This window comes from Pseudomonas helleri (assembly GCF_009600315.1).
In the GTDB taxonomy this organism is placed as follows: domain Bacteria; phylum Pseudomonadota; class Gammaproteobacteria; order Pseudomonadales; family Pseudomonadaceae; genus Aquipseudomonas; species Aquipseudomonas helleri_A.
This window is the reverse complement of sequence record NZ_WIWC01000015.1, coordinates 25,550-39,931: the sequence shown is the minus strand read 5'-3', so window position 1 is coordinate 39,931 and position 14,382 is coordinate 25,550. Positions and strand designations below refer to the sequence as shown.

General features: G+C 57.2%; 10 protein-coding genes. 5 read left to right on the top strand and 5 right to left on the bottom strand.

The features are described 5' to 3' along the window. Positions 1–14 precede the first annotated feature (14 nt). From GHN86_RS11450 to cbiE, 5 genes are all read right to left on the bottom strand, one after another. Positions 15–494 (bottom strand): copper chaperone PCu(A)C, encoded by a 480-nt coding sequence (locus GHN86_RS11450; protein WP_397463013.1) that lies wholly within the window; start codon positions 492–494, stop codon positions 15–17. Between the two features lie 64 nt (positions 495–558). Further along, on the bottom strand, positions 559–960 hold the full coding sequence (locus tag GHN86_RS11445) for a DUF2946 domain-containing protein (RefSeq protein WP_153380749.1): 402 nt from the start codon (positions 958–960) through the stop codon (positions 559–561). Positions 961–1,084: 124 nt separating this feature from the next. Further along, on the bottom strand, positions 1,085–1,804 hold the full coding sequence (locus GHN86_RS11440) for a cobalt-precorrin-6A reductase (RefSeq protein WP_153380751.1): 720 nt from the start codon (positions 1,802–1,804) through the stop codon (positions 1,085–1,087). Continuing rightward, on the bottom strand, positions 1,801–2,898 hold the full coding sequence (locus GHN86_RS11435) for a cobalt-precorrin-5B (C(1))-methyltransferase (protein ID WP_153386617.1): 1,098 nt from the start codon (positions 2,896–2,898) through the stop codon (positions 1,801–1,803). Before GHN86_RS11435 ends, GHN86_RS11440 begins: the two co-directional genes overlap by 4 nt. Next, entirely contained in the window at positions 2,891–4,102 is a 1,212-nt protein-coding gene (cbiE, locus tag GHN86_RS11430; RefSeq protein ID WP_153386615.1) for a precorrin-6y C5,15-methyltransferase (decarboxylating) subunit CbiE, read from the bottom strand. Before cbiE ends, GHN86_RS11435 begins: the two co-directional genes overlap by 8 nt. A gap of 193 nt (positions 4,103–4,295) precedes the next feature. On the opposite strand from cbiE, the gene GHN86_RS11425 reads away from it, so the two are divergent. The 5 genes from GHN86_RS11425 (at position 4,296) to cobJ (ending at position 13,999) form a co-directional block, all read left to right on the top strand. Further along, positions 4,296–9,551 (top strand): dermonecrotic toxin domain-containing protein, encoded by a 5,256-nt coding sequence (locus GHN86_RS11425; RefSeq protein WP_153386613.1) that lies wholly within the window; start codon positions 4,296–4,298, stop codon positions 9,549–9,551. Positions 9,552–9,677: 126 nt separating this feature from the next. Beyond that, positions 9,678–10,988 (top strand): precorrin-3B synthase, encoded by a 1,311-nt coding sequence (gene cobG, locus GHN86_RS11420; protein WP_153386634.1) that lies wholly within the window; start codon positions 9,678–9,680, stop codon positions 10,986–10,988. Continuing rightward, positions 10,981–11,607: a precorrin-8X methylmutase gene (locus GHN86_RS11415; protein ID WP_153381883.1), complete on the top strand. Its 627-nt coding sequence runs from the start codon at positions 10,981–10,983 to the stop codon at positions 11,605–11,607. Before cobG ends, GHN86_RS11415 begins: the two co-directional genes overlap by 8 nt. Further along, on the top strand, positions 11,604–12,338 hold the full coding sequence (locus GHN86_RS11410) for a precorrin-2 C(20)-methyltransferase (RefSeq protein ID WP_194286275.1): 735 nt from the start codon (positions 11,604–11,606) through the stop codon (positions 12,336–12,338). The genes GHN86_RS11415 and GHN86_RS11410 overlap by 4 nt, the downstream gene beginning before the upstream one ends. Further along, positions 12,335–13,999 (top strand): precorrin-3B C(17)-methyltransferase, encoded by a 1,665-nt coding sequence (gene cobJ, locus GHN86_RS11405; RefSeq protein WP_153386611.1) that lies wholly within the window; start codon positions 12,335–12,337, stop codon positions 13,997–13,999. The genes GHN86_RS11410 and cobJ overlap by 4 nt, the downstream gene beginning before the upstream one ends. Positions 14,000–14,382: the final 383 nt, after the last annotated feature.

Here is a 14,382-nt window from a genome sequence, read left to right as displayed (position 1 = left end):
AGACGCTTTGGTCGTCAGTGAGCGTGGGTATGGTCCATCGTGTCGGCAGGCGGTTGCTTTTGCACCTTGACGTCAACAATCACGGTGCCCGCTTTTTCAAAGCGCAAGTTCATCGGGAAACGCTTTCCGTCCTGCAGCAAGCTGCGATCTTTGAGGCCAACCAGCATCACGTGGTAGGCCATCGGCGCAAACGTCACAGTGGCGCCGGGGGCAATGTCCACACTGGGCACCGGTTGCATCTTCATGACATCGCCTTCCATCAGGTGCTGGTGCAACTGGGCGCTTTCGGCAATCGGCGTATCGACGCCAAGCAGACGGTCGGCAGTACTGCCAGCATTGTGAATCACGAAATACGCGGCCACGGTCGGGGCGTTAGGCGGTAGCTCTTGCGACCACGGGTGGGCGATCTCAATATCGGCAATTTTGTATTGATGGGCATAGGCGAAACAGGCAGGCATCAGCAAAGCCGCTGCGAGAGCAGCGTGCTTGAACATCGACAGGTTCAACATGGTCATTCTCCAGAACGATTCAAAACGCAAAAATGGTTGCGAGGAGGAATCAGACCAGAGGCGAGGCGCGGGGATTGAGGCTCGGCCATTGCTGGCGCGGGGTTGGGCGTTTGAGGTGGTCGGGGATCTGGCTATGGCCATGTTCCATGGCTGCAAAATACAGCTTGGGAACATGCGCCGGCAAAGCCACTACAGGCGCTGAACCTGAACAGCACCAACAGTGCTGCATGGTTGAGTGAGGGTCTTTGTGCGTGTCGCCGGCTTCGAACGTGCCCAGCGATACAGCGACCATTTTGGTGCCCATTGATGTGCAGAAGCTGCTCATCATAAATTGTTCGACCGGGCCTTCACGGGTTTGCGCCGTCGAGCCGTTCATCATCGACATGGCGAGCATGTTGAACAGCACTGCAAAGCAGGCGATCCAGGCAAATGCAAACCGTTGTCCAGGCATGACGAATTCCGTGAGTGGAGCGATCAAGGCGGCTATTTAGCCTGAATGACCGGTGTAAGTAAAAAGCCCATGTGTGTGGCGAAATGTCGCGCAAGTATAGCCGATGGGTTCTTGTGAACCCCCCCTATCGGTTGTTCAGTTCGTTGATCAACGCGTGTGGCGTATAAAACTCCCGGTCAACCTTGGGCAGCTCAGGTCGTTTAAGCACCAGTACCGCAATGCCCCGCTCGCGGGCCACTTCCAGTTTCGGCTCGGTGGCGCTGCTGCCGCTGTTTTTGCTGATCAATACATCAATGTTGCGTTCTTCGAAGAGGCGACGTTCGTCGTCGAGCACAAACGGGCCGCGTGCGCCGATTACCTCACAGCGGGCATTGCCGGGGTAGACGTCCAGCGCGCGCAAGGTCCAGAACTGGCTTTCGGGAATTTCGTGCAGGTGTTCCAGCGGCTCGCGTCCCAAGGTAAACAGGGGACGATTGAATGGCTTGAGCGCGTTGACCAGCGCCGCCCAGTCGGCGACTTCACGCCAGTCATCAGTGGCTTGCGGTTGCCACGCCGGACGGCGTAGCGCCCAGCATGCAACGCCGCTGAGTTGCGCCGCGAGGGCGGCGTTGCGGCTGATTTGTGCCGCGTACGGGTGGGTCGCATCCACCAACAGGTCGATGCCGTGTTCGCGGATGTACTGTGCCAGCCCTTCGGCGCCCCCGTACCCGCCCACACGCACTTTACAGCGCAGATCGGTCGGCACGCGACCGACTCCCGCCAGGCTGTAGACATGCTGCGGGCCAAGCGTTCGAGCAATGGCCAAGGCTTCGGTCACGCCGCCGAGCAATAAAATACGTTTCATGCAAACGCTCCGGCGTGGCCGACAATCCCGCCTTGGCGGTCGATGGCAAAGACTTCAACCTGCACCGATGCGGGCACCACGCTGCGGGCGAAATCCAGCGCGTGTTGACACACCGCATCGCCCAGTGCAATGCCTTGCGCGCTGGCCATCGCCAAGGCCTGCTGGCTGGTGTTGGCTTGGCGGATGGCGTCTTGCAGCTCGGAGCTTGCGCCAATGGCCGCCGCCCACTCGGCCAGTTGTGGCAAATCGATGCTGGAATGCCGACTGTGCAAATCCATATGGCCAGCAGCCAGTTTGCTGATCTTTCCGAAACCGCCGCAAATGCTCAACTTATCCACAGGCACTTTGCGCAGGTGCTTGAGCACCGCACCCACAAAGTCGCCCATTTCGATCAGGGCAATTTCCGGAAGGTTGTAGACCCGGCGCATGGTGTCTTCGCTGGCATTGCCGGTGCAGGCGGCGATATGCAGGTAGCCGTTGGTCTTGGCCACATCGATGCCCTGATGGATCGAGGCGATATACGCCGCGCAGGAAAAAGGCCGGACGATGCCGCTGGTGCCCAATATCGACAACCCGCCGAGTATCCCCAATCGCGGGTTCATGGTTTTCAGTGCCAACGCTTCGCCATCCTGCACATTGACCGTGACCTCGAATCCGCCGTTATAGCCGTGTTCCGTGGCCAGTTGCAGCAAGTGTTCAGTGATCATCTTGCGCGGCACCGGGTTGATCGCCGGTTCGCCCACGGCCAGCACCAGCCCCGGCCGGGTGACGGTGCCGACGCCTTGGCCGGCAACAAAACCGACGCCGGGCTCCGGGCGCAAACGCACGCGGGAAAAGAGCAGCGCGCCGTGGGTCACATCCGGGTCGTCGCCAGCGTCCTTGATTGTCCCAGCCTCTGCACCGGTTGCGTGCAGGCGGCAGAACTCCAGGCGCATCTGCACCTTTTTGCCTTTGGGCAGCGTGATTTCAACCGCGTCATGGCACACCCCACTGAGTAGCAGGCGCGCCGCCGCCAGGCTGGTGGCCGTGGCGCAGCTGCCGGTGGTCAGGCCGCTGCGAAGGGGTGCGGGTTGTTCAGCGGTTTCTTCACGCATCAAGGGGCTTGGTCACGTCTAAAAGGGTAATGGGCAACGCCTGGCGCCAGGTGTCGAACTCGCCCAGTGGCTGCGCCTGAGCGATATGCACCCGTGTCAGCTCGCCGCCATGGCGTTGGCGCCAGCTCATCAACAGCATTTCACTTTGCAGGGTCACAGCATTGGCCACCAGTCGACCGCCGGGCTTGAGCTGTTGCCAACAGGTGTCGAGCACGCCTTCGCAGGTGACTCCGCCGCCGATAAAGATGGCATCCGGACGTTCCAGCCCTTGCAACGCTTGAGGGGCTTTGCCTCGAATTAATTGCAGACCGGGAACGCCCAAGGCATCGCGGTTGTGTTCGATCAATTGCTGACGCCCGGCGTCGGCTTCAATCGCCAGCGTGCGGCAGTTGGGGTAGGCGCGCATCCATTCAATGCCAATCGAGCCGCTGCCCGCGCCCACATCCCACAACAGTTGGCCGGGCAAGGGCGCGAGACGGGCGAGGGTGATGGCGCGCACATCACGTTTGGTCAACTGGCCGTCATGTCTGAACGCACTGTCTGGCAGGCCGCCGATGCGCGATAAGGGCTGGGCACTGGCATCGGCTTGGCAGTCTATGGCCACTAGATTGAGATCGGCCACGGGCAGCTCGTGCCATTCCGTTGCGCGGGTTTCGACGCGGCGCTCGGCCGGGCCACCCAAGTGTTCCAGCACGGTCATACGGCTGGGGCCAAAGCCGCGATCACGCAATAACGCAGCGATGGTTGCCGGGCTGCTGGCGTCGTTGCTCAGCACCAGCAAGCGAGCGCCGTTGTGCAAGTGTGCATTGAGCGCCGCAACCGGGCGGGCGACAACGGACAAGGTGGTCACGTCTTGCAAGGCCCAGCCCAGTCGTGCAGCGGCCAACGAGAAGGATGACGGCGAAGGCAGTACGTGCATTTCGCTGGGTGCCACGACCCGCGCCAGGCTGGCGCCGACGCCGTACAGCATCGGGTCGCCACTGGCCAGCACGCACACCGGCTCGCCGCGCAACGCCAGCACAGGCGCGAGCGAAAACGGGCTTGGCCATGTCCGACGCTCGGCCCGAATGCACGCAGGCAGCAGGTCCAGCTGGCGCTGACTGCCCACTACTTGCGTTGCACTCAGTAAGGCGCGGCGCGCGTTTTTACCCAGACCGCTGAAACCGTCTTCACCGATACCTATAACTGTTAGCCAGGGCGACATGCCATTCCTCGTGCTGGACGTAAAATCATTCGCCCGCGCTTACAGGCAAAAACAGTGCGCATGATAGCGCGCTGCGATTACCTGCGCAGGTCAGTCATAAGTATGTAGCGCCTTAAGCGGCAGACGGTGCAGTAGTTTCATGTTCATTTGCCGGGACCCGACGTGGGTTCTTGTCTCATGTCAGGAACAAGTTATGAACGCTATTGCACAGCCCTTTTATGCAGCGCATTCACTGCATAACACTTACCTGAGCCGTTTGTCGGCTGCTGAGTTATCAGGTGCCATCACTGTTCAAGAAACAGTCTGGTTAAAAACAGCGATTGTCGATGATCCGGGGCAATCGGCTTACAGCCTGCGTGTAACGCGGCACGGGTTTCGCCCGATACACTTGATCGGTGCTTTTATCCTGCGTAAACCATCAGGGCCTCAGGTTTTCTTATTTACTGCCTGGGGGCGCTTTGAGCGTTTTGATGACGAAGAGGCTTTGCGGTATTTCCTTGAACAACAACTGGATGACCCATTCAGTCGTGTGCAGTGGCTGCATTTTGTTTCGCCGAATGCTCGTCCGGCAATGGCTGTAGCCGGCGAGCTTCGTTTGATGACCCAACGCTATTCATCCTCGCCCGTGATTGAAAGCAGTCGGCTCATCCATGATTTTCTGTTGCAAAGCCAGGAAGAAACTCTGGCCAGTATTTTGGCAGTGCCAACGTTGCGCTCTTGCATTGATGCTCAATTGAAGATTCACCTTGCACAGGCATTCCAGGGGCAAGCACTGGATGCGCACAACGTTCGGGTCCGCAGTTATAAGCCAGCGGCAAACTCACATGAAATGATTGAGAGTGTCACCAGCTTGAGTAGCCTTGCGCTCGAATTTATCGTTAAAGGTCAGCTGCCCCCCGACTATCAACACACGTTTTATGGCCCTTTCATTCGGCAGGAAACAGACGATAACGAGGCGCTTCGATACCGCTTCACCCGGGTGTTGAGTACCGTAACAGGGCAGTTTCCCGCGCAGATGAACGAGGCTTTGGCGGATTATTGGCGCGATGCCCAACCGCCGGGCCTTAGCCCGCACGACTATTGTGTAGCGCGATTAAGGGGCATCTTTTTTCAGGCCATGGTGCAAGCCCGTTTAGAGGGTGAGCTAGGCGCAGAACAGTTCAGCGATTTACAGCGGCTGGTTTCTGCAACGAGCACCTCCAGTCAAGTGCAGGCCGTACGATTGCAGGTGTTTCAGCCGGACGCGGGCGAGGTGCTTCTGTGCGCATTGTTGTACATTTATTTTCCGGGGCAGGATCGTGAGGGGTTTTTGTTTGGCGCTCCGATCGGGCTGAAAAAAATAATGTCCCGTGCGCGTCTAAAAGACTATGTACTGGCCCCGTTAAGAAATCCCGCCACATTTGAGGTCATCGCGCGCCATGCCGCTCTGGATCAGCGTGCCTTGTTAGCCGGCATGTCTGAACCACGGCTCAGTATTGAGAATGTGCAAGGTGATATTTTTGTTCAGTGTGTACTGGACATACGCCTCAAACAGGCCCGTGACTTTAGTTATATGTATAACCAATACTTGGCGCGCCGTGACGTGCTGGCAGCACTCGATCATGCGCTAGATGTGCGTGAGCTGATCGACCATGGTTTGCTGTTACTCAACAGTCGAGGGCGATGGAACAGCCGCTTTGTGCCCGGCAGCAATGGTTTGCCCCTGAGCCCCTATACCAATGGCTTGAGCGAATTGTTGAGCCTGAAGTTGCTCAGCGTTGAAGCGCAACGCAACGCCCTGCTGATGCGGTGGCCCACTGCGCACAGCTATGCCCACAATCAATTATCGATTGCTTTGAATCGAGAGGGGCGGCGCTTCATTAATGTGGCACAGATGCGGGTACAGATCTTCGACACGGATCAGCACTCCATCGTCCGTGAGCCCAACCGCACATTGACTCTGGTCGATGCGTTGCTGGAGCGCGTGACGACTTCTAAACCTCTAGTAGATAACCCGGCGTTGATTGAAACGGGTTTCGAATCTGCGCTAAGCGATGAGATAAAACCGCTGAAAACACTGGGTGGAACAAAGCTGCTGACGCTCCTTGATCAACTGGCAGTGGATTTCTTTTCGGGGTTCAAACAGCAGGTGTCGCTATTTTTTTATGGCGATGTGTCGATACGGACCAATGAGTCGCTGGCTAATCACCTGACGACGCTCAGACAAGTCATGCTGCGTGCAGACATGCGTCTGACTTTTCGCGGTAATCACCTCGATGTTAGCGACAAAGCCGTTATCACCACGGTGCTGACATACCCGCACAGCCAGCGGCGCCCAGCTATCAATCACTTTATTCCAGACGTTTATGGGGTGTTCCTGTCACTGGGTCCGTCTTTGAGTGCCGTGTGCGTCAATCATTGTCTGTTGATTACGCAGCGCGGTGGGCTTGAGTCGGCTAATGCCGGACGAGCGATTCTCTGGACACCCGTATCGGGCTTTGAACGCTTCGAGTCACTGGACGACTGCACAGCGCAGCTTGAAGCGAGACTCATGAGCAAAACCTTGCGCTGGGATTTCCTGGTCAATGTCAGTTGCGAGGATCAATTACTGGTGTCCGCCTATCTGGATGCCCGTCATGATTGGGCGCAGGCAGGGCAAAACCAATGGTTTTATTTTGATCGGTTCGAGCAGGACTTTGTCTACCAGTGCCAGACCGCGGCAATCAACACAGTGCTGCTTGACGTTGACTACATTTGCGCGCAAGCGCGTGCCATCAACCTGTCTGCGGCAGGCTTTGAGAACAGCGTCCGTACTTTGTTGGTGGAGCGGCATGCGGGAATAAACTTCGCTCGCCAGCGCGAAGCATCGGACACCCAGCAGTTTGAGGCAGCGTTGCCCGTCTGGCTAAAAAGCGCCTCCCGAGCAGACCAGCTCACTTATGCCAATCTGCTGCAACGCTATCAAATGGCAGTGCAGGACAACGGTTCCTATCTGCACGGTATTTCGGATATTACCGACTATGCTCGGGCCCAATTGCGGGCTCGTCTGGCGAGCGACTTTCCGGCGTATGAACTGCAACCCGATGCGATTGAAGTGGTGATCGATACCTATGTGGCAGCGCCTGTGGCGTTAGGTAATACACCGTCATTTTTGCCCGCAGCCACGTCTCGTAAGGTTCAGACACTCACTCAATTTGCGTTGAACAGTTTTTACCGCATTGAGGGTGGGTCGATATTTTTACGTCCAACGACTAACACGGCGTTACCGGTCGCACTGGACGTCCGTTATATCCGGGCGCTGGTCAGAAAACTCGATATTGGCCGCAACTACAGGTTGCTTCTGACGACGCATCTGGCACCCGGCAATGAAGGAGTCGAGGCTCGTCAGCGACAGTTTACCGAGCAGTTGACTCTGCAACTGCTGGAGCAAGGGCTCAGAGAAAAGCTTGAAGGCTCACTGACGGCGACGGTCTTTGGGTATCTCAAACACCTCCTCAATCGCCCGGATGGTTTGGCCCGCGATCCGGTCAACGGAGTATCAATCATTATCCGGCCGTTGGAATTGATAGCTGACTCCGGCCGTGATCCCGATCTGGCCACGGGCATTTATGTCATCGGACCCGAGGAGCGTGAAGTGGGGCCGCATCTGCTGTGGGTCATGTACAACGAACGTTTCACGTTGAAGGAGTACCCGAGCGAAGCTCAGTTGTTGGCAGACCTGCAGAACAATGAAGCCTTGCAAGCGCTGGTTCTACAACGACTGCCCGAGTTCGAACGAAAAACTTACGCGAACGGTGGCTTTGTCGAACCGCATTTGCCGCATTACGTAAACTCCACGCTGCTGGACCTGCCCCAAATCCCTGTGCCGGTGGCATTGGCCTGCCGCCCCATACGGGGCAACCTGTTTCTTGCGCTGTACAAGGACAACTATCAACTGTTGCTGGAGATGGCAGCATCACAGTCGAAAACAACAGCAGAGTCTGACTGGGAGTCGTTCAAGTATTTACTTTCGTTGTTGGCTAACACAGCCATCATGTTTGTGCCCGGCAAGCTGAGCATACCGTTCGTGGTATGGCAGAGTCTGGCACTGGCAAGTGAGGGGCAGGCTTCTGCGAAAAAGGGCCATTGGGTAGAGTCGGTATGGCAGTTCTCAATGGCCCTCTTGATGCTGGCCACCAATCTTCAGAGCCGGTTTGCGCTGAGTGAAAATGGTTTCGCAAGTGCGCCTTCTTCTGTCACACACCCGCTGTCCGATCTTCAGCTTCAAGAGCATCAAGAAGCCTTGGCGCCGTTTCAGGCCAATGATGTCTCGTTGGTAGATCTTGTCCAAGATCCTGAAACCCGGATTTACAGCGATAGCCGTACGCAATTGAAGTATGTGCAGTTGGGTGCGCAGGTATTTCGGATTCAAGCGTGGCGCAATCGCTGGCGGATTTTTCTTGATGAACACCGTGACGGCCCGTTGATCACACTTGACGACCATCAGCAGTGGCAAGTGGATATTAACGAACCCCTTCTGGGTGGCGGTCCTGTTCACTCTGCCATCGGGAGCTACGGAACGTTGGTGTCCAATAGCCTGACCTATGAAATCAAAGCCATTGGAATGGACAGTATTGAGCGACGTTTTCCTGAAAGGGCGCTGATGATTCGTGAAGCTCACGCATGGGCGATCGGCTACCTGGAACGAGCGACCCAGGCACTGCACGCACTCGATGAGCCAGGCGCGAAGAATCAGCAAACCCGGCAGCTGTTGAACACGTTCTTCAATGTTGTTCAGTTTGACGCCGCCATGCGCAGTACCCTGACAGAGCAGATGGATGCGATGCTTGCGCGCTTTCTGCACCCTGATTTGTCACCCGTGACCTCAAGTAAATACGTGTTATGCCGCTCTCGATTCAGCTCGCAGGCAGCGGCTTTTATCAATCGCTGGGATACGTCAAAGCGCATTTATTTAACCGATATTTTTTTCAAGACCCTGTTTGAACGTGACTACGCGGTCAGTCATCCTTACATGCATCAAACAAACCCTCCTTTTCCAGTCAATCGGCAGCTTCGTGCCAGCTTTTTACTGCACGAAATGACTCATCAGGTATTGAATACCGAAGATGTTCATTACTTGAACCCTGGTTTCCCGTATCTCGATTTAATGGATACCAGGCTACCTTTTGGCCGTTACCTCAAATTCTTGATAGAAACCGTTCAGCGCTGCCATTCGCCCCGTGTGCCAAGAGCAAATCTGTTTCAGCAACTAGACCCCGATACGCTGCTCTGGACTGATCTTCCCAGCGGTCCTGCAAAGGCCAAAGTTAAAACAATTGCTGGAGTGAACACACTTGAAGAGGCTCGAACAGTTTTTACCGATAACCCGGGCAAACGCGTTGAACTGATGCTGGCCAATGCCGATACCCTGGTCATGCTGATGATGCTGTTGGGGCGTATCCAGCCGGTATTGCCTCAGATGGCCCCTTAGACTGTGTCATTCCGTCTGGCAAGCTTTTCATGCAGTCGCCCAAAGCAGGCATAATGCGCCACCTGCAATTGCTCACTGCCTGCTTTGGATCGACTTTTGACCTTACCCTCTGAACCGCCTGTCACGATGCCCGTGCGCCCCTCGGCTTGCCCGGGGTTATTGCGCATCGTGCAGGCAATGGACGGTGGGATATGCCGGGTCAAATTGGCAGGTGGCTCAGTAACAGCCGCACAGGCGCACGCCGTGGCGGATGCTGCATTGCGTTATGGCAGCGGTGTGATCGAGGCGACCAATAGAAGCAATTTGCAGATTCGCGGCATTCGCGGCGCTGCTGCTGACCATGCGGCAATGGTCGCGCCCTTGCTGGCTGCCGGGCTTGGCCCGGCTAACGCGGCCAGTGACGATGTGCGCAATCTGATGCTCAGTCCCTCTGCCGGCATTGATCGTGACCACTTGATCGACACGTGGCCACTGGCTCGTCAGTTGCTTGCCAGCCTTGAAGGCACTGCGCGCTTGAGCGAGTTGTCGGCAAAGTTCGCGCTGCAACTGGATGGCGCAGAAGCGTTGGCGATGCTGGAGCATCATCACGACCTGTGGCTCAGTGCCATGCAACACGATGGAAAGATGCATTGGGTCTTCGGCCTCGCCGGGTCGCCAGCGCAAGGCCCGGCATTAGGGGCAGTGCCCATTGAGCAGGGGCATGAGTTGGTCCTGGCGGTCTTGCTGCTATTTCTTGACCTGGCGCGGCCCGATCACATTCGCATGCGCCATCTCCTCCAAACCATGCCGGTTGAGGCGTTTGTCGAACAGCTGGCGCTGCGTCTGAGCGTGTCCATTACGCCCGTCCCACGATGGCGTCGCGATGCCCGCTCACAGGCTCTGCCTATGGGGACTTATCCACAACGTGAGGCGGGCATGGCCTCTGTCGGTGCAATCGCACCTTTGGGGCGGTTGAGCGCAGCCATGCTAAGAGGGCTTGCGCAAATCGCCCACGATTACGGCGATGGCACCCTACGGTTTACTCCGTGGCAAAGTGTGTTGTTGCCCAATATACGTGCTGCGAATGCGCCTGCGGTTACGCGCCACTTGCAGACCCTGGGTTTGCTCTGTGAGGCGCACAACCCGTTGGCACACATGATCGCCTGCACGGGCTCCAGCGCTTGTGCCAAGGGTATGGCGGACACCAAGCAGGATGCACGTCAGCTCGCGGCCCTGTTGTCGCAACCTCTCTGCGTACATCTGACCGGCTGCTCGCGTTCTTGCGCTGCGGCCCATGTGGCGCCGGTCACCTTGCTGGCCGTAGCGCCCGGTCACTACGACCTTTATTTATGCACCCCAGAGCAGTCCGGTTTCGGCGTTCTGCGTGAGCGCAACCTTACTATTGAAGCGGCGGGCGCCTGGCTTGAAGCTCGCCAACGGAGCAACACCGATGATTGATTACATCCGCGACGGTCAAGAGATCTATCGCAACTCGTTCGCCATTATTCGTGCCGAAGCTAACCTCGACAGCATTCCGGCAGATCTGGAAAAACTCGCGGTGCGCGTGATTCACGCCTGCGGCATGGTGGACGCTATCGAAGACCTGCGTTTTTCACCGGGTGCAGGCAAAGCTGGGCGTGATGCGCTGGCGGCGGGTGCTGCCATTTTGTGCGATGCGCGGATGGTCAGCGAAGGGGTCACCCGCACACGCTTGCCGGCCAACAACCCGGTGATTTGTACCCTGCGTGAAGAAGGCGTGCCGCAGTTGGCACTGGACAAGGGCAATACCCGCTCGGCGGTGGCGCTTGAGCTGTGGCGTCCGTACCTGGAAGGCAGTGTCGTGGTGATTGGTAATGCGCCAACGGCCTTGTTCTACCTGCTGGAAATGATCGACGCAGGGGCGCCGAAACCGGCCTTGATTCTGGGGTTCCCGGTAGGCTTTGTCGGGGCTGCCGAGTCCAAGGCGATGCTGGCGGCTGATAGCCGTGGTGTGCCGTTTGTGATCATGCAAGGTCGTCGTGGCGGCAGCGCCATGGCGGCTGCCGCCGTCAATGCCTTGGCCACGGAGATCGAATGATGACCCAGCCAGGACGTTTGATTGGCCTGGGTGTCGGCCCCGGTGACCCGGAGCTGATTACCGTTAAAGCGTTGCGCTTGCTGCGTGAATCGCCGGTGGTGGCGTATTTCGTTGCCAAAGGCAAAAAAGGCAACGCTTTCGGCATCATTGAAGCGCATTTGCAGGACGCACAGAACTTGATGCCACTGGTGTATCCAGTGACCACCGAAGTGCTGCCCGAACCGCTGTCGTACGAACAAGTCATTAGCGACTTCTACGATCAGGCGGCGCAAGACGTGGCGGCACACCTACAGGCCGGGCGTGATGTGGCGGTGATTTGCGAAGGCGACCCGTTCTTTTACGGTTCTTACATGTATTTGCACGACCGTCTGGCGCAGCGCTTTGAGGCGCAAGTCGTGCCAGGCGTGTGCTCAATGCTGGGCGGCGCTTCCGTGCTGGGTGTGCCCTTGGTCTATCGCAACCAGAGCCTTTCGGTGCTATCGGGTGTTTTGCCACACGATGAGCTCAAGCGCCGTCTGGCCGATGCGGACGCCGCAGTGATCATGAAATTGGGCCGCAACTTTCACAAAGTGCGCGAAGTGCTGACCGAATTGGGCCTGGCCGAGCGCGCGTTGTATGTGGAACGCGCCACCATGAGCAATCAGAAAATCGTCCCGTTCAACGAGGTTGAACCCATGTCGTCGCCGTATTTCTCGCTGATTATCGTGCCCGGCGAACGGTGGCAAGGATGAGCCGTGCTGCGCCGGCCATTGTCATTTTGGGCAATGGCAGCCTGATCACCGCCCAGCGTATTCAACAGCGTTATCCAAACGCGTTGATCCATGGGCTTGAGCACCGTGTTGAAGGCGCTGACAAAACGTATAGCGATTTTGCTGCCACGTTGCGTCAGTTGTATCAGCAAGACACGCCGATCATCGCGTTATGCGCGGCCGGCATTGTGATTCGCACGTTGGCCCCGTTGCTGTTGGAAAAGGGCGCCGAACCGCCTGTTCTGGCCGTGGCAGAAGACGCAAGCGCAGTGGTGTCTTTGCTCGGTGGCTTGGGTGGGGTCAATGACCTGGCCCGCGAAATTGCCGCAGCACTGGGAGTTACGCCAGCGATCACCACCAGTGGTGAGTTGCGCTTTGGCACCTGTTTGCTCAATCCTCCCAGCGGTTATGCTCTCGGCGATCTGGAGGTGGGCAAACGGTTTGTTTCAGACCTGCTGGCCGGTGAGCCAGTACGCATTGAAGGTGATGCGCCGTGGTTGGCGCGTGCACAGTTGCCTGAAAATCCGCAGGCACGACTGGCCATTTGTGTCAGCAGTGCGACCCGTGAACCCGCGGCAAACGAACTGCTTATTTACCCGCGCACGGTGTTGGTGAAGGTCAACGAGCTTGTTTTGGCATCCACCATTCGCGAGGCTCTGCAGGCGGCGCATCTGGCTTGGCAGTCGTTAGCGTGCGTGGTGGCCGTCGATACGCTGATGGCCAATGTGGCGCTGCGTGAAGTGGCTGCCGAGTTGGGTGTGCCGTTACGTTTTGTGGGGGCCGATGAGCAGCTGCCTGTGGCATGGCGTGAAGCAAGTGGCAGCCTTGCCATTGGCGTCGCATCCGTGCCCGTGGATGTCCAGCAGATTGGCCGTGCCCGGGGCCGTCTGGCGGTGATTGGCCTTGGCCCCGGTGCTGCCGAATTAATGGTGCCTGCGGTCAAGGCCGAGCTGGCCCGGGCTAATGACATTCTCGGCTACGAGACCTATGTGCGCATGGCTGGCCCGTTTCGCGATGATCAAGTGATGCATTGTACGGACAACCGCGAAGAGATGCAGCGGGCGCGACATGCCTTCGAACTGGCGGCTATGGGGCGTTCGGTGGTGGTGGTGTCGTCGGGTGATCCTGGGGTTTTCGCTATGGCAGCCGCCGTGCTGGAAGCCTTGCATGAATCCGATAACCCGCAATGGCACAGTGTTGATCTGGAAATGCTGCCGGGCGTTTCTGCTTCCCTGGCGACTGCCGCTCAGGCGGGTGCGCCGTTGGGGCACGATTTTTGTGTGATGTCGCTGTCAGACAATCTCAAGCCGTGGAGCATTATCGAAAAACGCCTCGATCTGGCCGCAGAAGCGGATCTGGCGTTGGCGTTCTACAACCCCATCTCGCGATCGCGTCCGTGGCAATTGGGTGTTGCGCTGGAAATCGTCGCCCGGCACCGCACGCCGTCTACGCCAGTGGTGCTGGGGCGCGATATTGGCCGTCCGGGCCAGACGTTGCGCGTGACCACACTGGGTGAGTTAACACCGGAACAAGTCGATATGCGCACTATGGTATTGATTGGTTCATCGACCACCTGCACCTTCCCGCGTGCCGATGGCCGTGACTGGGTGTACACGCCGCGTTGGTACGGTGAAAAACCCTGATTGAAAGAATGGCTCCGCAATGGGGCCATTTCATAGCCCAAGTTGCTAATGTTCGCCGTATCCTTATTTGAATTTCGTCAGATAAATCTTCCTCGCATGTAGAAATGTAATTTTTCCCGTGGGGTTGAAGGGTATTGTTTGGCGAGAATTTATGTTCATGTTCTTTATATACATTCAGTTATATTTGGCGCGCGGTGTGATCTTGTCAGTGCAGTGTTGATAAGTAACTGTTTTTTTAAAATTGGGCTGTTTTGATTGGGTTGATCAAGTTTTAACTGTAACTTTATATGGTTGTCAGTGATTGAGAAGGGCAGTGGAAGGTTGCGGAATAATTATCTAGTGTTTCTTTTACTCGCAATGGGCGGGTGACGATGGATGCTGAT

Coding starts and splice junctions, on each gene's coding strand:
- GHN86_RS11445 (WP_153380749.1), bottom strand. CDS start 960: ATGCCTGGACAACGGTTTGCATTTGCCTGGATCGCCTGCTTTGCAGTG.
- GHN86_RS11410 (WP_194286275.1), top strand. CDS start 11,604: ATGATGACCCAGCCAGGACGTTTGATTGGCCTGGGTGTCGGCCCCGGT.
- cobJ (WP_153386611.1), top strand. CDS start 12,335: ATGAGCCGTGCTGCGCCGGCCATTGTCATTTTGGGCAATGGCAGCCTG.
- GHN86_RS11425 (WP_153386613.1), top strand. CDS start 4,296: ATGAACGCTATTGCACAGCCCTTTTATGCAGCGCATTCACTGCATAAC.
- GHN86_RS11450 (WP_397463013.1), bottom strand. CDS start 494: ATGTTCAAGCACGCTGCTCTCGCAGCGGCTTTGCTGATGCCTGCCTGT.
- GHN86_RS11440 (WP_153380751.1), bottom strand. CDS start 1,804: ATGAAACGTATTTTATTGCTCGGCGGCGTGACCGAAGCCTTGGCCATT.
- cobG (WP_153386634.1), top strand. CDS start 9,678: ATGCCCGTGCGCCCCTCGGCTTGCCCGGGGTTATTGCGCATCGTGCAG.
- cbiE (WP_153386615.1), bottom strand. CDS start 4,102: ATGTCGCCCTGGCTAACAGTTATAGGTATCGGTGAAGACGGTTTCAGC.
- GHN86_RS11415 (WP_153381883.1), top strand. CDS start 10,981: ATGATTGATTACATCCGCGACGGTCAAGAGATCTATCGCAACTCGTTC.
- GHN86_RS11435 (WP_153386617.1), bottom strand. CDS start 2,898: ATGCGTGAAGAAACCGCTGAACAACCCGCACCCCTTCGCAGCGGCCTG.